Origin of the sequence: Pedobacter deserti (assembly GCF_024436415.1) — a bacterium.
Lineage (GTDB): Bacteria > Bacteroidota > Bacteroidia > Sphingobacteriales > Sphingobacteriaceae > Pedobacter > Pedobacter faecalis.
In genome coordinates this window covers 2,792,407-2,810,635 of the sequence record NZ_JAFMZQ010000001.1, presented here as the reverse complement: position 1 = coordinate 2,810,635, position 18,229 = coordinate 2,792,407, and the positions used below count along the sequence as shown (strand labels likewise).

Sequence of the window (18,229 nt, the reverse complement as noted above, 5' to 3'; positions counted from 1 at the left end):
CTTGCCAGGGATCTTTATTTTTTCAGATCCACATTTCTTGTTATCTTGACAGGAAATTAACGTGAATCATTATGAAGATCATTGCTGCGGGCTGGTTATTGTTATGCCTATCTGTCTGTCAAAGTTTCGCTCAGGGCGACTCGCTGAGCAACCATATCATTGGTACTTGGGAACTTAGTTCGTATATGATTTCAAAAGGGGGCGCGAGCCAAAAGGGCATGGAAAATTTTAAACGTTTCCGTATCCACACTAGGTATAACTATACTGATATCTTTTGCGAGCCAAAGACGGGCCGTAACCTGGCGAGTATGACTGGTTCGTACCGTTATCACCCGGATTCGCTAAATAGTAATTTTCTGGAGCATGCAACTACGGTAACGCCACAATTTAAACCTGTTTTGAATGCGCTCTTTCGGAAGAACTTATCGATCTTGAATAAAGATGAATTAGTGTTCACCTGGGTAGCGGATGGGGCAGACCACCGCCAAGTGTGGTCGAGGGTTAAAAAAGCCAAGGCGGCGGCTGCGCCACAAGTCGTGGATTCCATGGCGGCAAAGATCGTGGGGAGCTGGGACTTGCTAAAATATGACTACGGTAGGGGGCAGACTGCTGATCAGACTGTGAGGCATTTCAGGAGAGTGAAGTTATATGATGGGTCTAGTTTCTCGGTTGCAGATATTAATCCGCAGGACTTTATCACACGGACGGCTTTTGCGGGTAACTACTTTACGGGCAACGTGCCATCGAAAAAAGGCAATTATGAGGAGAATCAGTGGCCCTTAAACAATGCTCTTCCTAAAGGGGAAGAGAAGCGGTTTGTAACTAATATGCGCTTTGAGGGCGATCAGTTGCTTATTTTTGAGTGGGAAGCGGATGGTCATAAATGTTCTGAGACATGGATGAGAATAGGCGGCTGGGAACCTACCTATGACGCGAAAACACTGCTTGTTATTTCAGTAGGTGATAAATACATTCGGGTAAGGCCCACTGCGGAGCATCCTCAGCCATTCATATTGTTTGCAAATCAGCCGGCTTTAGGCATACAGCACATTAAGGATGCTACGGGTGTTCAGAGGTTTGGCTGGGACGCTGTTCATGGTGTGGTAGTATTGAAACTTTCAGAGGAGGTTTTTCTAAAGAATGCCGACATTCTGCGTGAGCGAAAGATTATCGAATAATTATTTAAGCTGCCTCTGTTTTTTACAAAACGATGTTTGCAACTGAGTTGTTATACTGTATATTTGTTAGCAAGAGCAACCAATTATAAGTTAAACGACGAATACTATGCTAAGTAAAATAGCAGGCATTTTCTTGTTGTTATCATTTGTTTTGGCAAAAGGAGTAGATCTGATTGCTGATTCTGGTTTGCCTGCTTACGCCTATCATCTAGACCAGTCTTCGGACGAGGTTCCTGATGAGGATTCTAAAGAAAATAAACTGACGGAATATCCTGATGAACTTTATGCTGAGGTGGCGGCTGCCGTCCCCTTTGTTGTTCTGTTTTCAACGTTTGATGGACGGGGCAATCCGAATACCCTGACGGTTCATCTTTCTACGTCTTGTCCGCCTCCGGACGGTGCCGCTGTTTAAATGGCGCGACTAATTTTCTTTTAAATTTTATTAATCATTTAAATTATACTTTATGAAATATTCAATGTTGGGTAAAGTTTCTTTGATGGGACTTTTACTGAGTGTGACTGCTGTTGGTGCGAATGCACAGAAAATCGATGAAAAGGAGCTGAAGATTGGTGTGGGTCAGATTTCGAATACAACCCGCCAGCTGACCAGTTTACAGCCTGTTGTTTTTAAATATGATGTCGAGAAGTTTAAGCATCTGAATTTACCTGCCGGTGAGCATTATGGTTTTCTGGCTAGTGATGTTGCTGCGGCTTTCCCTGGTTTGGTGAAACAAACCTCGAAGCAGTATCCTTCGGGCAAAAACAGCCATAAGGTTGCTACCTATAGTGAAGTGGATACGAAGGAGCTCATTCCTGTGCTTGTGGCTGCCATAAAAGAGCAGCAGGAGCAGATAGAAAGCCTTAAGGTTCAGCTAAACCAGTTGAAGCAGAAGGCCAAATAAGTTTTGCCAGTGTTTTTAGTTTAAAGCATCGTGTTTACACGGTGCTTTTTTTATATTCAGGCTATGAAACGGAATGTTGTTTTGGTTGTGCTGTTGCTTGTGGTGTCGCTGCCGTATGGTATGGTGCGGGCGCAGAGCAGGCATGGTAGGGCGGGGTTGTTTAAGAGCTACTCGCGACTGGTTATGGCGGGTTATCAGGGCTGGCACAACGCTGAGGCAGATGGTGCCGGCCGGGGCTGGTACCATTACACCCGGCAGGGAAAGTTTGAGCCGGGCTTTACCAACGTTGATCTGTGGCCGGAAGTCGGCGAGCTAAAACGTACGTATCAGACCAATTTTAAGCATGCTGATGGCAGTACGGCTTTTGTGCACAGTGCCTATGATTCGTCGACCGTCGATACGCATTTTAAATGGATGAAGGATTACGGTGTCGACGGCGTGTTTATGCAGCGGTTTCTTGTAGAAATAAAAGGGAAGAAAGGTCGGCATCATTTTAACAAGGTCTTGCAGAACGCGCTCAGCGCTTCGCAGAAGTATGGCAGGGCTATCTCCGTGATGTACGATCTATCGGGCTGCCAGGGCATGGCTGATATGCAGGTGCTTATCGCCGACTGGAAGAATCTGGTGGATAGCATGAAGATTACCAGTCAGGGTAAAACGCAAACCTACTTGTTTCATAGAGGTAAGCCTTTGGTCGTGATATGGGGTGTAGGCTTTAACGACAACCGGAAATACACGATTAAAGATGTTGCCAGCGTTGTAGAGTTTTTGAAAAACGATCCGGTATATGGGGGCTGTTCAGTAATGCTGGGTGTGCCTACGTATTGGCGTGAATTGAGAAATGATACGCAGAGTGATCCTTTTCTGCATGAACTGATCAGAAAAGCGGATATTGTGCATCCATGGACCATCGGTCGGTATGGAGATGAAGCGGGCTATGGGCGATATGCCGGGGTGCAGCGCGAGGATATGGTCTGGTGTAAGGCTAACGGGCTGGATTATACGGCAGTGGTGTTTCCTGGGTTTAGCTGGCATAACATGAACAATTCGGCGCCTTCGGATCAGATTCCGCGCAAGCGGGGTACCTTTTTCTGGAAGCAGATTGAAGGGGCGCTGAGGCAAGGTGCAAAATCAATATATATCGCGATGTTCGATGAAATTGATGAGGCTACGGCGATTTTCAAAGTTTCGAAGAATCCGCCGGTTGGCGCAAGTACATTTGTTAGCTTTGAAGCGGATGTGCCTTCCGACTACTATTTGTATCTTAGCGGCTATGCTGGTAAGATGCTTAGGAGGGAGTTGCCTTTGCGGGCAACGCCACCGCCTCCGATCAGGTAGCTTTTACCAAAACTTCAAACAATTTTAAATGGTTCATGTAATTACTGGTATGGAATCTATAAACACAAAATATACATTGGCGAACGGGGTAGAGATCCCCGCTATAGGCTTTGGAACATGGCAAACGCCAGATGGCGAAACTGCGGTATCGGCTGTGAAAGCAGCATTGGAATACGGATACCGGCATATTGACACTGCAGCGGTTTATCAGAATGAGCAGAGTGTAGGAAAGGCAATAGCTGAATCGGGTGTAGCACGGAAGGATATTTTTGTAACCAGCAAGTTGTGGAACAGTGAGCGCGGTTATGATAAAACGATATGGGCTTTCGAGAAGTCCCTGGCCGATCTTGGTTTGGAATATCTTGATCTTTACCTGATTCACTGGCCTGCCAATGAAAAGCAGTTTGCCAACTGGCACCGACTGAACGAGCAGACCTGGAGGGCTTTTGAAGAGTTGTATAAGCAAAAGCGGATCAGAGCGATTGGAGTAAGCAACTTTTTGCCACACCATTTGGAGGTATTGATTCCGGAAGCGGAGGTTATGCCTATGGTAAACCAGATCGAGTTTCATCCTGGACAAATGCAGGAGGAGACGGTTTCCCTGTGTCGCGATAATAATATTTTGATCGAGGCCTGGGGACCGCTTGGTACGGGCCGGATGCTTGACAATGCTGACTTGAAAGAGATTGCTGCGAAATATGATGTATCCGTTGCGCAGTTATGTGTGCGGTGGTGCCTGCAGAATGGTACTTTGCCATTGCCTAAATCTGTAACTCCCGAGCGGATAAAGCAAAACCTTGAAGTTGATTTTGCGATCAGCGAGGAGGATATGCAAAGGATCAATGCTTTCCCGTATATAGGCGGGTCTGGATTGAATCCGGATGAGGTTGATTTTTAGAAATTTAATGCAATAAAAAAGGGAACAACTTGCGGGTTGTTCCCTTTGTGCCCGAAGAGAGACTCGAACTCTCAAGGATATTACTCCAACGGCTTCTGAGACCGCAACGTTTACCAATTTCGCCATCCGGGCATGACTAAACGATAAGGTTTAATGGGCGCAAATATAGAAAAAGTATTATAAAAAACATGCTTATCTTTGTTTAATGAATAAAAATCTAGCTGTAATCTTTGATATGGACGGAGTGATCTGTCACACAAACCCTTACCATTCTATTGCCTTCCGTGAGTTTTTTTCTTTGAGGGATTTGTCGCCCACAGATGAGGAATTTGCCGAGCATATGTTTGGCAAAAGCAACAGTTATATTTTAAGTCATTTCCTGAAGCGCCCTATTAGCGGGCAGGAGTTGCTTGAGTTGGAGGATGAGAAGGAAAGCTTATTTAGAAAGATTTACGAGCCTCATGTTGAGCCGGTAGCGGGATTGGAGGGGTTTATGGATGATCTGCACCGGAATGGCGCTAAAATAGGGGTGGCTACTTCTGCGCCTATGGCCAATTTGTTGCTGATCTTGAGTAAGGTGCTGATCCGGGAAAAACTGGGCTCTATTATGGCTAGCGAGGATGTAAGCCGCCATAAACCAGACCCGGAGGTATATCTAACTTCGGCGAAGAATCTGGGTGTAAGTCCGGATAATTGTGTGGTGTTCGAAGATTCTTTTTCTGGTGTATCCGCTGCGCTAAATGCCGGAATGAAAGTAGTCGGGGTGTTAACATCACATGCCAAGGAGGAACTTCCTCCATGCGACCTTTATATACATAATTATGAGGGTTTGACTTATCAGACTGTTGCTGAGCTGGTTGGCTCCCATTAATTTACTATCTTGTGCTATGCTAAAAAAAGTATCAGTTTTCTTGTTGGGGTTGGTTTTTGCGGTGAACGGTTCGTTTGCGCAGCAATTGAATGTGGCCACGTTTAATATCAGATATAAAAACAGTGGCGATGCCAAAAATGGAAATGGCTGGGATCAGCGCATGCCTGTTGTTGCAGATCTGATACGGTTTCATGACTTCGATATCTTCGGTACACAGGAGGGACTTCATGAACAGCTGGAGGATTTGTCGGTTAAGCTTCAGGAGTATAGGTACATCGGTGTAGGCCGCAACGACGGGAAAAAGTCGGGCGAGCATGCCGCTATTTTTTATAAACCGGAAAAGTTCAGGCTGTTGCAGAGCGGCAATTTCTGGCTGTCGGAAAAAACGGATAGCCCCAACAGGGGATGGGACGCCGCGTTGCCAAGAATATGCACATGGGGTGAATTTCAGCATATTGAAAAGGGAACCAAATTTTACTTTTTTAACACGCATTTCGACCATGTAGGCATTAAAGCACGCAGAGAAAGTGCAAAGCTCATTATGGCAAAAATCAGGGAGTTTGCTTCCAATGAGACGGTGATTTTGACCGGTGATTTTAATGTAGACCAGACCAATGAAATCTATGAGATCATGAATGGTTCAAATGTGGTGCGTGATGCCTACGAAACGGCGCTGTTCCGCTATGCCACCAATGGCACGTTCAATCATTTTGAAATAAATTCTAAAACGAATAGCCGGATCGACCACATTTTTTTGACTAAACAGGTGGTGGTAAAGCGCTATGGTGTGCTTACAGATAGCTACAGGGCTACGCGGGCTGATGCAGGGGACGTGAATACTTCGGGGAATTTTCCGAGGGAACTGAGCTTGAAAGCCTTTGAGGCTAAACTTCCGTCGGATCATTTCCCTGTAATGGCTGTTATTGAGTTTAAAAAATAGCTATAGAAAGTGATAGGCGGTTTCTTTTTTTACCTCCGACAGGACCAGGAAACTATGAATACTGCCAACGTTGGGCAGGTTTGCCACCTTGGTTTTTAAAAACTCATTGTAGGCGTTCATGTTTGGCATCATGATTTTAAGCATGAAGTCGTAGTGCCCGGTCAAGTTATAGCATTCCATGACCTCGGGATATGCGGTAACAGTCTTTTGAAAGCTGATGATCGCCTCTTCTGAATGGGCCGTAAGGTTGATGTGCGGAAATGCGATGAATACAGGTCCCAGTTTGCTGTAGTCGACCATAGCCACGGTAGATCTGATATAGCCCTCTTCCCTAAGTCGTTTTACGCGTTCAAAGATGGCGTTTGCCGAGCGTTTGATCTTAAAACCTATTTCTTTATAAGATAAAAGTGCGTTGCGTTGTACCAGACGCAAAATGTCGAAATCTGTTTCATCAAGTTTGTGGTTGTGCATCCTGGTGATTTTGGCTTAGTGTATTTCTTTTAGTAAGGTCTGGTTGTATCTGTCAGTACGCCCAAATGTATAAAATGCTCTGTTATATTGCAAATCAATTGGATTCTAATATTTTGATGTTTTGCTCAAAATATATGTATTGTGATTGCTTAGTGTATATTTTACATTATCTAGGGCGGCTTTTTATTTTGCTAAAAATTAAATTCTGCGTTCAGGCATTAAACAGTGTCTAACCAAATAATATTGGTGATTCTGGTCTCGATTCCGTTTTTTTTACCAAAATGATACAGACATAAAGTAATAAATAATTTAACCTCTGAACTTTATCCTCGGAAACTCTGGGTTTCTGTTATTCAACTGACTTATTAAACATGAAAAAACACAATTTTGGTGCAGGCCCCTGTATTTTACCGGCGTCGGTCACGGAACGGGCAGCTCAGGCGGTATTGGATTGGAACGGTATGGGTCTGTCTATCCTGGAAATTTCGCATCGCTCTCCTGAGTTTGAGGCGGTGATTCTTAAAACACAACTCCTGATCAGGGAACTTCTTCATGTTCCCGATAGCTACTCGGTGCTTTTTCTTCAGGGCGGGGCCAGTACGCAGTTTAACATGGTTCCGATGAATTTCCTGAAGCCGGGTTTGCGTGCCGACTATCTGGACACGGGTTACTTTTCTCAAAAAGCGATCCGAGAAGCCAGTTTATTCGGAAAGGTAAGGGTAGTGGCCTCTTCTGCAGACAAGGATTACTCGTACATCCCGGATTATATTGACGAGAAGCATGATGCGGCATATTTGCATTGTACATCCAACAACACCATTGAGGGTACAGAGATGTTTCATCTTCCAGAGACTAAGGTTCCTGTGATATGCGATATGTCGTCAGATATTTTTTCCAGGATCATTAACGTACGTGATTTTGACCTTATCTATGCTGGCGCACAGAAAAATATGGGTCCGGCGGGGCTGACGTTGGTTATCGTGAAAAACGCGCTACTGGAAAGAATTGATAAGGCCATACCTGCTATGAGCGACTATCGCGTATATAAAGACCATAACAGTTTGTATAATACCCCTCCTGTTTTCTCCATTTATACGGCGATGCTTAATCTGTTATGGCTTAAAGATCAGGGTGGGATACCGGCTATTGAGCATCAGAATAAGAAAAAAGCTGCAATGCTGTACCAGGAGATTGATCGTAACGCGCTCTTTTACGGATTGGCTACTCCGGCTCATCGCTCCAGAATGAACGTTACTTTTAAAATGCATGATGAAGGATTGGAGCCGGCCTTTCTTTCCTTTGCCTCCAGCCGGGGTATTGTAGGTATAAAAGGCTACCGGACCGTTGGCGGGTTCAGGGCTTCATTGTATAACGCGCTGCCCATATCAAGCGTGGCGCTCCTGGTAGAGGTTATGCAGGAATTTGAAGCAGAAATTGGTGTTGGGAAAATACAGGCTGAATATAATATGGCTATATAATGGACCGCGGCGATGAGAGAAATACGTATCGAAAAATCTTTTACAAACCGGGACAGCGATTCTTTAAACCGGTACTTAAGTGAAATCAACAAAATAGATCTGATTTCAGCTGATGAAGAGGTCAGGCTTTCCAGAAAGATAAAACTCGGTGATGAGCAGGCATATGAGAAACTTGTTAAGGCCAATCTAAGGTTTGTTATCTCCTGTGCCAAAAAATACCAGGGCGTTGGTCTTTCTCTTGGTGACCTGGTGAGTGAGGGTAATCTGGGTCTAATGAAGGCGGCCAGGATGTTTGATGAAAGTAAGGGCTTCAAGTTTATATCTTATGCAGTCTGGTGGATCAGGCAGGCGATGCTCTCGGCAATATCCGAACACATGCGGATGATAAGGCTGCCTATGAACCAGATACTTACCATAAATAAAATAAAGCATAATGCTGCTAGCCTTGAGCAATCGCTGGAACGCGAGCCGACGATAGAGGAATTGGCGGAAGTGATGGAAACAGAGTCGGATATTATCGCGAAAACACTCGGGCAGGACGGGCATATGAAGTCGCTTGATGAAAAGGTTTCTGAGGATAGTGATCTTGATATTGGCGGCGGACTGGCCGATCCCAATACGCTGGATGCGGATCACCTTGTGATAAAGTCATCGCTTGGCGTTGAAGCCGAGAGGCTTTTAGCTTCGCTTGGGAAGCGGGATGCCAATATTCTCAGGCAAATCATGGGTATTGGCGGCGAAGGTCCGATGACGCTTGAAGAGGTGGCCATAAGAAATGATCTAAGTAAAGAGAGAGTGAGGCAAATACGCGCGAGCACAATCTCCCAGCTCCGGAAAGCAAACCTGACCCGGCTAAAGGAATATATTTAGTAAAAGGACACTTCTTCGCAGTTATAGCCGCGTTCTTTAAGCAGATACCTGACTACTTCTACGCATGGTATAGACGATACCACGCTTAGGAGCCTGTCTTCAAAAGCAAAGAGCCAGTTTTTTTCTCCAAACAGCATGTCAAAAACAGGCTCTATTTTTTTAATGTCCCTCTTATGCGTTAAACTTGTCTTAAAAATCGATGTGTTCATTTCTTCTTTGACCTGGAATGAGATAATTTGTTTCAAACTCTGGTTCAAAAATGAAGAAAAAGTAAGCATGAGGGAATACACACAAGGTCATCAGTAAGTGAGAGGCGGTAAAGACCCGCTATTTACCGGTGAAAACCTTAATTCGTGTTTTTGGCAATGCTGACTACGAAATCAAGCACCGAATTTGCCGGTACCCGTTCGTTTGCAATATGTCCGTAACCGTAAAAGGATGGCAAGAACATACGGACAGTGCTGCCTTTTTTTACAAGCGGAAGAATGGCCTGCCACCCAAGCATAGCACCCTTTAAAGAGAATGTTTCTGGTGTTGAGCCGGTGGTTACAAACTCTGGTCCGTTTAATATTTTTCCTGTGTAGGTGGCCGTTAGGGAACTGTTCAGTGTAATGGCCTCACCGTCTCCTTCCGTGGTAACCTGGTAAAATATGCCGGTATCTTCCTGTTTTATAACGGAAATATTGTTGGCTTTAACGTAGGCTCTTATGGCAGTAGTATCAATGTGAAACTGTGCAAGTTCATCGAAGGGTTCAACTTCATCTTTCTTGCAGGCTGCGATGCTGATCATCACGCAGGCCAATATCAGGATGTGCTTCAGGTAGTTCATATACAAATATACAAGTTAAGGATAATGTTTTTATATTGGTTTCGGAATATTCCGAAACACCAAATAAAACCATATGAAAAAGTTAGTCGCCTGCGCTGCATTATTATTTGCTGTATCGCACGCTGATGGGCAGACGCCTGAAAAGTTCAACGGACTTGACATGAACCTGGGCAGTTTGTCGAGATTGTCTGATGCTAAAACCCGTTCCATAAGTCCCGAAAATTTTACCGGGGAAAAGGGAAAGGCTGCCATGGCTGATCCTGCGAAGCAGAAGGGTCAGCGTAATGTGGCAAATGCTGCGCGCGACTTGGGAGTAGGCTGGAAAGTGAATCCCTTTATTATTGTAAAAAGTGGAGAAACGATCACCATTGCGGAAATGGAAGGTCCCGGAGCTATTCAACAAATCTGGATGACCCCTACAGGCAACTGGCAGTTTTCAATCCTCAGGTTTTATTGGGACGACGAAAAGGAAGCGTCTGTAGAATGTCCTGTAGGCGCATTTTTTGGAATGGGATGGGGAGAATACGCTCCTTTAAACTCTTTGCCGGTGACCGTTAATCCAGGAAGTGCATTTAACTGTTACTGGAAGATGCCTTTCCGTAAGAAGTGCCGGATTACGCTCGAAAATATCAATCCGCGCGACGAGATGCGACTGTATTACCAAGTGAACTATACTTTAACGACCGTAGGTGAAGACGAGGCTTATTTTCACGCGCAATACAGACGAAGTAACCCCAACATGACCTCGGTACACACCATTATAGACGGCATAAAGGGTAAAGGACATTATGTGGGGACCTACATGGGGCTGGGTGTGAATAATGTTGGCTGGTGGGGTGAAGGGGAGATCAAGTTCTTTATGGATGGCGACAAAACCTATCCGACGATAGCCGGAACGGGTACGGAAGACTACTTTTGTGGTTCTTATAATTTTGACAGAGGCGGTAAATATGTTGAGTTCAGCACATCTTATGCGGGCTTTCATCAGGTAATCCGTCCTGACGGCACTTACCGCTCACAGCAGCGCTTCGGTATGTATCGCTGGCATGTTATGGATCCTATTCGTTTTGATAAAGATCTTAAGGTAACTATTCAGGACTTAGGATGGCGTGACGGTGGACGGTATCTGCCGCAAAAATCAGATATTGTGACCGTAGCCTACTGGTATCAGCGTGAGCCTCATGCGCCTTTTCCTAAACTTCCGTCGAGAGATGATCTTGAGGTAAATTAGATAAAATAAAAAAAGGGTAGTTCCATCCAGACACAACCCTTTTCTAACCAAATATAAACCTGTATGAACGGTTTTCTCTTTTAATACAATCTCTGTACCAGTACATGAGATTGTGATTTATTTTCTATCTATCAAACGCCTTTGTCAGCTTGTTATTACGTTCCGTAAAGGCTTTTGTTAGGACAAATATAAGTAATGCAACAATAGTGTACAATATACACTAAGTTATATGACTTTAAACTAACAATTCTCGTGCCGGATAGCTTTGATTTTGTCAGCACCACAAATTAATTCTATTTTGGCGGCGTGAATACGCAAACAATGAACTGGGAGAAGCTGCTGTCGGCAAAGCGATGGGGCAGCGAAGATCGTTTCAAAGGCAATCAAAAAGAGGCGAGGTCGGAATTTCAGCGCGACTATGATCGGATTATTTTTTCATCTCCTTTTCGGAGACTGCAAAATAAGACTCAGGTCTTTCCTTTGCCCGGGAGCGTTTTTGTGCATAATCGGCTTACCCATAGTCTTGAAGTGGCAAGTGTGGGCCGTTCGCTCGCCACGATATTTTATAATCGGATGCGCGAAAGCGATCCTGACATAGACAACGCTTGCCCTTTACTTGCTGAAATTGGAAATATCGTGGCATCGGCCTGTCTGGCGCATGACCTTGGGAATCCTGCATTCGGCCATTCGGGGGAATCGGCCATATCTTCCTACTTCATTAATGGCGGCGGGCGTATCTATAAGGATCAGGTGAACGCGCAGCAGTGGAACGACCTTGTACATTTTGAGGGTAACGCCAATGCCCTGAGGATACTTACGCATCAGTTTAAGGGTAAGGGGTCGGGTGGATTTGCGCTAACGTACGCCACACTAGCCGCTATCGCGAAGTATCCATGCGCATCTTCGGCCGGTCACGATAAGACAAAGGTCTACACGAAGAAGTATGGATATTTTGTTTCTGAGGAGAGTACTTTTGAGAAGCTGGCCATAGAAATGGGGCTTATTCATGTGCAGCAGGATCCATCGGTATATATGCGGCATCCGCTGGTGTACCTTGTCGAGGCTGCAGACGATATTTGCTACAATATTATTGATCTGGAAGATGCGCATCGCCTTGGTATACTTAGCTACGAGGAGATTAAACAGTTGCTGCTGCCGTTGTGCAATGATGCCAATATAGAGACGCGATTGGCTGAGATAGACGATCATGACGCGAGGATAACGCTCATGCGTGCCAAGTCTATCAGTACGCTGATCGGCTTATGTTCTGAGGTTTTTTTCAACGAGCAAACGGCTATCCTTTCAGGCGAATTCAATAAAAGTTTGATGGATGCTATTCCGGCTACTTTCCATACGGTGATGAAAGATATTGAGCGCATATCTGTGAAGCGCATTTACAACGATTCATCAGTAGTCCAGATTGAAGTGGCGGGCTACAAGGTCATGGAGGGTTTGTTGGAGGAATTTATTCCCGCGTATCTTGAGAACAAGTCGAAGTACCATAAAAAACTCATAGAACTTATTCCAAGGCAGTTTCTAACCGATAGCACCGATCCTTACTCCAAAATCCAGAGTGTACTGGATTTCGTTTCGGGTATGACGGATATCTATGCTGTTGAGATGTTCAGAAAGATAAAAGGCATTTCCTTCCCTTCAATCAGCTGACAAGTTAAGATGTTTCTCGATGGCTTGTTCGATGTCAAGGAAAGCCTGGGCCGACATGCTGCGTGTGCCGAAGTTTTCAATACTCCAGTTGCCTTCGGGGCAACGGTTGAGGATAATGGGATGCGGCTCGCCCGTTACCATCTCAACTTTAAAACGGTCGTTGTTTTCTGAGGCTGTAACAATGGCGTCAAGCTCAAGACAGCCTACGGTAAACGTGATCGGGAATATCTTCATATTTATTCGGCTTGTTTTATAATCCCCTTTTGGGTCATGTCGTTAAATATTTTATCACTGAATTCGGTGGCTAGGGATTGTGGACTTGCAGGATCTACAGATCTGGCCTGCCCGGAGTAAAGGAGCTTGTCTGCATTCAGGTCATAGAAATTTGCCTCCAGCATAAAGTTGTTTGTGACCGTGTAATATCCTGGTTCGTAAATGCGGGTATACATCATGTTATAGTATCCCCAAAACCGGTAAGGGCCGGGGTATATGCCCATCATTCCCGGAGTGTATCGCTTTTCTTTGCTCTTATCCAGAAGGGCAACGGTAAATGCACCATCGTAGCCTTTTTCCTTGAGCTTGCTTAGGGCTGCTTTTTCTTCTAATTTTTCAAAAGCTTTGGGTCCGTATTCGGCATAGGCGGAACCGGCGTTTATTCCGTAAGACTGCAGGCGCCTGACGATTACATTTTCCGTGTTTTCTCTTAAATTCCTGTCTCTGTCGCCCATCAACCCGATGACAAGCACTTTGTTGAAGCCTCGCAAAGAGGCATCAGGGGCGTTCCATGAGGAGACCAGTCTGGTGCTGCTGCAGGAGGAAACGATACATGTTACCACCGCACCGAAAATCAAACCCAATTTATATATCCGTTTCATAATATGAATATTTGCTTATAGGAATAACAATCCAGTAGAGGATTTGATTGCATTATTTACTAAACCCAATGTAAAATGGTTTGTTTATTACAAAAGGCATGCCTTCAAGCGTTGTTAAACATATAGATTATGATGCCGGTTTGAAAATACTTACGGTGGTGTTTCAGTCTGGAAAGGTATATTATTACAAAAATGTACCGCAGGGTGCATATTTGTCGCTCAAAACTGCAAGATCGAAAGGCGCCTACCTCAACAAGTGCATAAAGGGCGTCTATGAATACGAAAGCTCAGATCTGGACTAACCAAACCTGAGCTTTACAAGAACTAACTAAATGTCTTAGTGACTTACGTGATCGCGCAGTGCTTTGATCTCATCATGCGATCCGCGAAGATCAAATTTTTGCTCTGATACAATTGTTCTAAGGTGTGCTGACAGACTTTCGTCTTCCAGAGCCATCTGATACGCTTTTTGAGCGGCGTCTTCGCCAAATTCGCAGTTGTTAAGTACGGTCTCGCGATCGTGACCTGTAAACATCGCTTTCACATCCATCCAGGCACGGTATATTTTTCCGGAATTGGTTGTACCGGTTTCAACATCAGATCCAAGTACCTGTACTTCCTGTGCAAGTTCTGCTTTGAGGCGCTGACTTTGAACGATCATTTCGGTGAACAGTGTCTTAAGATCGCTGTCTTCGTCGCGGAGCTCTTCAATTGCTTTCTGATATCCGGCAACTCTGTCGTTGTTGATCTGGATCAGATCATTTAGAATTTCTGCATTTACTTTATTGTTTTCCATGTCATTAAAGGTTTTGATGTATTTGTCTAACATCTCGACTTCGCAATGGTTTGTAAAATTATTTTTTCTCGATGACGCCACAGCCTACTCTTGGACCAGAGTTGCCGGTTGGCTGAGTGGTGTAGTCGTCGGTTCCGCCATGCACGATAATTCCTCTGCCAATGATGCTGTTTACATCATTTTCTGTGACCGTCCACCGGTCGGTTACCACACTGATGTGACCTTTTCCTTTGCTGTCCAGCTGTATGTTCCCAATGTCCCCTGAGTGGTGGGCTCCAGAATCCCATCTGCCATGGGGTTCCTTTGTGGGGTTCCAGTGGCCGTGGGCATTTTCGCCCATATTGCCACAATCGCCGTGTTCATGGAAGTGTACGGCCACAATACTGTCGGCCCGCGCCGGATAGTTAATTTCAAGTTCCATCCTGATTTTGTTGTCATCTTCGGCATAGAAGGTGGCCATCCCCATTTCTTTGTTATCGGCCGTAGCAGACAATTTCGCTGAGGCAATTTCGTGGTTGCCGCCAGCGCAGGAAGAAAGAAGCAGTGTGGCGCCCAATACGATAAGGCTTGAAAGATTTTTCATAGTGAATATATTTTGATTTATATAGAAACATGGAGAACATATAATAGTTTCAGTTGTTATATATTTGGGTACTAAAAACCCGGGGGATTCGTTTAAAACCGCATGAGAAAATTCTTATTTATGCTTATCTTTTCGATAAGCGCTGTTGCGTTCGGACAGGAAAATTACTGGCAGCAGCAGGTTAACTACAACATCGATGTAACGCTGAATGATTCGGACAAGTCGCTTAAAGGTTTCGAAAAGATCGTTTACAAAAACAATTCGCCGCAGACGCTTGATTTTATCTGGTTTCATATATGGCCAAATGCTTACAAGCACGATTCAACGGCGCTGTTTAGGCAGATTAAGAATGATACCGCTCGCGTAAAAAAGGCCGAAGATGTTACGTATGGTTATATTGATCAGTTATCCTTTAAGGCGGATGGTAAGGTTGCCGGCACGGAGCCCCATCCGAATCCGCAATATATTGATGTGTTGAAGGTTAAACTCAACAATCCGCTTAAACCTGGAGATTCGGTGGTTATTACAACCGACTTCCGGGTAAAGCTGCCATCGTATTTTTCTAGGTCGGGCTTTGCTGATGGTCAGTTTATGGCTTGCCAGTGGTATCCTAAACCTGCAGTTTATGATAAGGAAGGCTGGCATGAGTTTCCTTATCTTGACATGGGGGAGTTTTATGCTGATTATGGCAACTTCAGGGTAAATATTACGGTTCCCTCCGCTTATGTGGTTGGTGCAACGGGTGAACTGAAGTCGGCAGCAGAACTTGCCCAGTATAAGAAAATCGGCGCAAGCAATGCTTCGAACAGAACCAAGCGTCCGCAGTTATATGTTCCATCGGGCAAGGCTGTCACAAAAACGTTGACTTACGTAGCAGAAAACGTCCCCGACTTTGCCTGGTTTGCCGACAAAAAGTTTGTGATACAGTACGATACGGCAAAGCTTGGTTCAGGAAAGATCATTGATGTTTTTAATTACTATCACGATAAAACCCCAACGATCTGGAATAATAGCATTGATTATACAAAAGATGCTGTTAAGAAATACAGCGGTTGGATTGGAGAGTATGAGTATCCGGTAGTACAGGTTGTTGAGGGGCCGGCAAACAATTCAAGCGGGGGTATGGAGTATCCAATGATCACATTGATTACCAGTCCGGACGCCAAAAAGGAGTCGCTCGATGCGGTGATTGCACACGAGGTTGGGCACAACTGGTTTATGAGTATGCTGGGATCGAATGAGCGCAAGCATACCTGGCTGGACGAAGGTCTTAATACCTACTTCCAGTTTAGATATGAGGCTGAAAAATATAGATTGAATTCACTATTCGGGGATGCAATACCGGCGGAGATCCGAGCCCTTCCTGAAAGGGAGTTTCTGCAAAGTCTCTACGGTGCGCTGAGCAGCGTTCCGATGGATTCCCCAATTGATATACCGGCCGACCAATTTAAATCGTCTGAAGAGTATGGGCTTATCTCTTATGTGAAGACAGCGTTGTGGCTATTCATCCTGGAAAGTCAGGTGGGTAGAGAGAAAATGGACGCTGCATTTAAGAGCTATTTCAGCAAATGGAAACATAAACATCCCCAACCTAAGGACTTGCAGCAAGCTCTGGAAACGAGTTTGGGGATACCACTCGACAACTATTTTAACCTGCTTCATAAAGAGGGGGCGTTCAAGTAGTATCATATTGTTGTTTTAACGCCATATAATCTAAATCAAAAGGCTTTGAAGTGCGTTTAATTTGCTGAAGAATCGTACTTTTGCACAAAATTTCGGAAATGACAGGTAAGACTAGTAATCAGGAGCAAACGGTTGATGTGATATTGATTGGCGCTGGGATCATGAGCGCTACTTTGGGTGTATTGTTGAAAGAATTGCAGCCTGATCTGACTATTGAGATTTTTGAAAGGTTAGATGTAGCAGCTGCAGAGAGTTCAGATGCCTGGAACAACGCCGGTACAGGGCACTCTGCGTTTTGCGAATTGAATTATACACCGCAACGTGCGGATGGTACCGTTGAAACAAAGAAGGCTGTTTCTATTGCCGAGTCTTACGAGGTATCAAAGCAATTCTGGACCTTCCTGGTGAAGCGCGGATTTGTGGGATCGCCGGCAGATTTTATAAAACCCATTCCGCATATCAGCTTTGTGTGGGGGGAGAGGAATGTTGAATTTTTGCGTGAACGTTATAATAAGCTTCAGGAATGCAGGCTTTTTGAGGGAATGGTTTATTCTGAAGATCCGAAACAATTGGCTGAATGGATGCCTATTGTAATGGAAGAAAGGGACAGTAGCCAGAAAGTTGCGGCAACTTGTATGGATCTTGGGACTGACGTCAATTTTGGATCTCTAACAAGAATGATGTTTGGACACCTGCAAAAGCAGGAGAATGTAAACATGTATTTCGCTCATGAGGTTCGCAAGTTGAAACAAAAGGATGGACTGTGGCACGTTAAAGTTAAGGATGAGACGAGCGGCAATAAACGTACATTAAAAGCTAAATTTGTGTTCATAGGCGCCGGAGGCGGATCTTTGCCATTGCTTGAGAAATCAGGGATTCCTGAGGGTAATGGTTTTGGCGGTTTCCCGGTGAGCGGGCAGTGGTTGAAGTGCACCAATCCGGAGGTGATTGAGCAGCACAATGCCAAGGTGTACGGCAAAGCTTCTGTAGGCGCGCCGCCTATGTCGGTACCGCACCTCGATACCAGGATGATCGACGGGAAAAAAGCGCTTCTGTTTGGCCCATATGCCGGGTTCTCTACGCGTTTCTTGAAGCACGGCTCTTTATTGGATCTGCCTTTGTCGATTAAGATAAACAATATACGTCCGATGATCTCTGCTGGCTTAGATAACCTGCAGCTGACCAAATACCTGATTGACCAGGTGAGGCAATCGCCAGAGGACAGGCTAGAGGCCTTAAAGGAATACTTACCAACGGCAAGGATGGAAGATTGGCAGCTTGAGACTGCCGGGCAACGTGTGCAGGTGATCAAGAAAGATGAGAAACATGGGGGTATACTGGAGTTCGGTACGGAAGTGGTGACAGCTGCCGACGGATCGATCGCGGCATTGCTTGGTGCTTCCCCGGGGGCGTCAACAGCGGTATCTATCATGCTAACCTTAATGGAGCGTTGCTTCCCTGAACGCGTCAACTCGCCAGAATGGCAACGTAAACTGCAGGATATGATTCCGTCGTACGGACAAAAACTGAGCGACAATCCTGAACTTCTGGACTCAGTCCGTAATGAAACATCCGCTGCTTTAGGACTACAGCCAAAGCCGGTGGCAGGATAGCCAAACAA

General features: G+C 45.0%; 21 protein-coding genes and 1 tRNA gene. 14 read left to right on the top strand and 8 right to left on the bottom strand.

The genetic code is table 11. The annotated features are described in order from the left end of the window. Positions 1–71: 71 nt before the first annotated feature. From J3P40_RS12710 to J3P40_RS12690, 5 genes are all read left to right on the top strand, one after another. On the top strand, positions 72–1,178 hold the full coding sequence (locus J3P40_RS12710; RefSeq protein ID WP_256006236.1) for a hypothetical protein: 1,107 nt from the start codon (positions 72–74) through the stop codon (positions 1,176–1,178). Positions 1,179–1,329: 151 nt separating this feature from the next. Continuing rightward, a complete protein-coding gene (locus tag J3P40_RS12705; protein ID WP_256006233.1) occupies positions 1,330–1,590 on the top strand; it encodes a hypothetical protein in 261 nt (86 codons plus the stop codon). A 52-nt stretch (positions 1,591–1,642) separates the two neighbouring features. Continuing rightward, positions 1,643–2,080, top strand: a complete 438-nt coding sequence (locus tag J3P40_RS12700; protein ID WP_256006231.1) for a tail fiber domain-containing protein — start codon at positions 1,643–1,645, stop codon at positions 2,078–2,080. Between the two features lie 63 nt (positions 2,081–2,143). Next, the gene (locus J3P40_RS12695; RefSeq protein ID WP_256006228.1) at positions 2,144–3,418 is read left to right on the top strand and encodes a glycoside hydrolase family 99 protein; all 1,275 of its coding nucleotides are present in this window, start codon (positions 2,144–2,146) and stop codon (positions 3,416–3,418) included. 49 nt (positions 3,419–3,467) lie between these two features. Continuing rightward, on the top strand, positions 3,468–4,316 hold the full coding sequence (locus tag J3P40_RS12690) for an aldo/keto reductase (RefSeq protein ID WP_256006226.1): 849 nt from the start codon (positions 3,468–3,470) through the stop codon (positions 4,314–4,316). Between the two features lie 48 nt (positions 4,317–4,364). Here the strand turns inward: J3P40_RS12690 and J3P40_RS12685 are convergent. Further along, positions 4,365–4,448: transfer RNA gene (locus J3P40_RS12685), tRNA-Leu, on the bottom strand. Between the two features lie 73 nt (positions 4,449–4,521). On the opposite strand from J3P40_RS12685, the gene J3P40_RS12680 reads away from it, so the two are divergent. Beyond that, positions 4,522–5,187, top strand: a complete 666-nt coding sequence (locus J3P40_RS12680; RefSeq protein WP_256006224.1) for an HAD family hydrolase — start codon at positions 4,522–4,524, stop codon at positions 5,185–5,187. A gap of 16 nt (positions 5,188–5,203) precedes the next feature. Next, a complete protein-coding gene (locus tag J3P40_RS12675) occupies positions 5,204–6,127 on the top strand; it encodes an endonuclease/exonuclease/phosphatase family protein (RefSeq protein ID WP_256006221.1) in 924 nt (307 codons plus the stop codon). Here J3P40_RS12675 and J3P40_RS12670 read toward each other — a convergent pair whose 3' ends face one another. Further along, complete coding sequence (locus J3P40_RS12670; protein ID WP_256006219.1) at positions 6,128–6,598, bottom strand: Lrp/AsnC family transcriptional regulator; 471 nt, start codon at positions 6,596–6,598, stop codon at positions 6,128–6,130. Between the two features lie 371 nt (positions 6,599–6,969). Between J3P40_RS12670 and serC the strand changes: the two genes are divergently transcribed. Next, positions 6,970–8,076 carry a 3-phosphoserine/phosphohydroxythreonine transaminase gene (serC, locus tag J3P40_RS12665; protein ID WP_256006217.1) on the top strand — a complete coding sequence of 369 codons (1,107 nt, stop codon included), beginning with the start codon at positions 6,970–6,972 and terminating at the stop codon, positions 8,074–8,076. A gap of 12 nt (positions 8,077–8,088) precedes the next feature. Further along, positions 8,089–8,946 carry a sigma-70 family RNA polymerase sigma factor gene (locus J3P40_RS12660; protein WP_256006215.1) on the top strand — a complete coding sequence of 286 codons (858 nt, stop codon included), beginning with the start codon at positions 8,089–8,091 and terminating at the stop codon, positions 8,944–8,946. Here the strand turns inward: J3P40_RS12660 and J3P40_RS12655 are convergent. Together J3P40_RS12655 and J3P40_RS12650 are read right to left on the bottom strand one after the other, a co-directional pair. Next, the gene (locus J3P40_RS12655) at positions 8,943–9,155 is read right to left on the bottom strand and encodes a hypothetical protein (protein ID WP_256006213.1); all 213 of its coding nucleotides are present in this window, start codon (positions 9,153–9,155) and stop codon (positions 8,943–8,945) included. The two genes, J3P40_RS12660 and J3P40_RS12655, sit on opposite strands and share 4 nt — an antisense overlap. Before the next feature lie 137 nt (positions 9,156–9,292). Continuing rightward, positions 9,293–9,775: an FKBP-type peptidyl-prolyl cis-trans isomerase gene (locus J3P40_RS12650; RefSeq protein WP_256006212.1), complete on the bottom strand. Its 483-nt coding sequence runs from the start codon at positions 9,773–9,775 to the stop codon at positions 9,293–9,295. 73 nt (positions 9,776–9,848) lie between these two features. On the opposite strand from J3P40_RS12650, the gene J3P40_RS12645 reads away from it, so the two are divergent. Together J3P40_RS12645 and J3P40_RS12640 are read left to right on the top strand one after the other, a co-directional pair. Next, positions 9,849–11,006, top strand: coding sequence for a glycoside hydrolase family 172 protein (locus J3P40_RS12645; RefSeq protein WP_256006210.1), 1,158 nt, complete (start codon positions 9,849–9,851; stop codon positions 11,004–11,006). 321 nt (positions 11,007–11,327) lie between these two features. Further along, on the top strand, positions 11,328–12,671 hold the full coding sequence (locus J3P40_RS12640) for a deoxyguanosinetriphosphate triphosphohydrolase (RefSeq protein WP_256006208.1): 1,344 nt from the start codon (positions 11,328–11,330) through the stop codon (positions 12,669–12,671). Here J3P40_RS12640 and J3P40_RS12635 read toward each other — a convergent pair. After that, the gene (locus J3P40_RS12635) at positions 12,660–12,905 is read right to left on the bottom strand and encodes a hypothetical protein (protein ID WP_256006206.1); all 246 of its coding nucleotides are present in this window, start codon (positions 12,903–12,905) and stop codon (positions 12,660–12,662) included. The genes J3P40_RS12640 and J3P40_RS12635 overlap by 12 nt on opposite strands. A gap of 2 nt (positions 12,906–12,907) precedes the next feature. Continuing rightward, a complete protein-coding gene (locus J3P40_RS12630; RefSeq protein ID WP_256006205.1) occupies positions 12,908–13,546 on the bottom strand; it encodes a DUF4136 domain-containing protein in 639 nt (212 codons plus the stop codon). 98 nt (positions 13,547–13,644) lie between these two features. Between J3P40_RS12630 and J3P40_RS12625 the strand changes: the two genes are divergently transcribed. After that, positions 13,645–13,848: a KTSC domain-containing protein gene (locus tag J3P40_RS12625; protein ID WP_256006203.1), complete on the top strand. Its 204-nt coding sequence runs from the start codon at positions 13,645–13,647 to the stop codon at positions 13,846–13,848. Positions 13,849–13,883: 35 nt separating this feature from the next. Here the strand turns inward: J3P40_RS12625 and J3P40_RS12620 are convergent, their stop codons facing one another. Continuing rightward, a complete protein-coding gene (locus tag J3P40_RS12620) occupies positions 13,884–14,342 on the bottom strand; it encodes a ferritin-like domain-containing protein (protein ID WP_256006200.1) in 459 nt (152 codons plus the stop codon). Positions 14,343–14,400: 58 nt separating this feature from the next. Continuing rightward, positions 14,401–14,925, bottom strand: coding sequence for a superoxide dismutase family protein (locus J3P40_RS12615; RefSeq protein ID WP_256006199.1), 525 nt, complete (start codon positions 14,923–14,925; stop codon positions 14,401–14,403). Positions 14,926–15,027: 102 nt separating this feature from the next. Between J3P40_RS12615 and J3P40_RS12610 the strand changes: the two genes are divergently transcribed. Both J3P40_RS12610 and J3P40_RS12605 read left to right on the top strand, forming a co-directional pair. Then, complete coding sequence (locus J3P40_RS12610; protein ID WP_256006197.1) at positions 15,028–16,608, top strand: M1 family metallopeptidase; 1,581 nt, start codon at positions 15,028–15,030, stop codon at positions 16,606–16,608. An 80-nt stretch (positions 16,609–16,688) separates the two neighbouring features. Beyond that, positions 16,689–18,221, top strand: coding sequence for a malate:quinone oxidoreductase (locus tag J3P40_RS12605; protein ID WP_256006183.1), 1,533 nt, complete (start codon positions 16,689–16,691; stop codon positions 18,219–18,221). Positions 18,222–18,229: the final 8 nt, after the last annotated feature.

Bases quoted from the DNA above. Each gene is read 5' to 3' on its own strand.
- J3P40_RS12710 (WP_256006236.1), top strand. From the start codon at position 72: ATGAAGATCATTGCTGCGGGCTGGTTATTGTTATGCCTATCTGTCTGT.
- J3P40_RS12620 (WP_256006200.1), bottom strand. From the start codon at position 14,342: ATGGAAAACAATAAAGTAAATGCAGAAATTCTAAATGATCTGATCCAG.
- J3P40_RS12625 (WP_256006203.1), top strand. From the start codon at position 13,645: ATGCCTTCAAGCGTTGTTAAACATATAGATTATGATGCCGGTTTGAAA.
- J3P40_RS12650 (WP_256006212.1), bottom strand. From the start codon at position 9,775: ATGAACTACCTGAAGCACATCCTGATATTGGCCTGCGTGATGATCAGC.
- J3P40_RS12675 (WP_256006221.1), top strand. From the start codon at position 5,204: ATGCTAAAAAAAGTATCAGTTTTCTTGTTGGGGTTGGTTTTTGCGGTG.
- J3P40_RS12630 (WP_256006205.1), bottom strand. From the start codon at position 13,546: ATGAAACGGATATATAAATTGGGTTTGATTTTCGGTGCGGTGGTAACA.
- J3P40_RS12695 (WP_256006228.1), top strand. From the start codon at position 2,144: ATGAAACGGAATGTTGTTTTGGTTGTGCTGTTGCTTGTGGTGTCGCTG.
- J3P40_RS12670 (WP_256006219.1), bottom strand. From the start codon at position 6,598: ATGCACAACCACAAACTTGATGAAACAGATTTCGACATTTTGCGTCTG.
- J3P40_RS12610 (WP_256006197.1), top strand. From the start codon at position 15,028: ATGAGAAAATTCTTATTTATGCTTATCTTTTCGATAAGCGCTGTTGCG.
- J3P40_RS12635 (WP_256006206.1), bottom strand. From the start codon at position 12,905: ATGAAGATATTCCCGATCACGTTTACCGTAGGCTGTCTTGAGCTTGAC.
- J3P40_RS12700 (WP_256006231.1), top strand. From the start codon at position 1,643: ATGAAATATTCAATGTTGGGTAAAGTTTCTTTGATGGGACTTTTACTG.
- J3P40_RS12655 (WP_256006213.1), bottom strand. From the start codon at position 9,155: ATGAACACATCGATTTTTAAGACAAGTTTAACGCATAAGAGGGACATT.
- J3P40_RS12690 (WP_256006226.1), top strand. From the start codon at position 3,468: ATGGAATCTATAAACACAAAATATACATTGGCGAACGGGGTAGAGATC.
- J3P40_RS12660 (WP_256006215.1), top strand. From the start codon at position 8,089: ATGAGAGAAATACGTATCGAAAAATCTTTTACAAACCGGGACAGCGAT.
- serC (WP_256006217.1), top strand. From the start codon at position 6,970: ATGAAAAAACACAATTTTGGTGCAGGCCCCTGTATTTTACCGGCGTCG.
- J3P40_RS12645 (WP_256006210.1), top strand. From the start codon at position 9,849: ATGAAAAAGTTAGTCGCCTGCGCTGCATTATTATTTGCTGTATCGCAC.
- J3P40_RS12640 (WP_256006208.1), top strand. From the start codon at position 11,328: ATGAACTGGGAGAAGCTGCTGTCGGCAAAGCGATGGGGCAGCGAAGAT.
- J3P40_RS12680 (WP_256006224.1), top strand. From the start codon at position 4,522: ATGAATAAAAATCTAGCTGTAATCTTTGATATGGACGGAGTGATCTGT.
- J3P40_RS12615 (WP_256006199.1), bottom strand. From the start codon at position 14,925: ATGAAAAATCTTTCAAGCCTTATCGTATTGGGCGCCACACTGCTTCTT.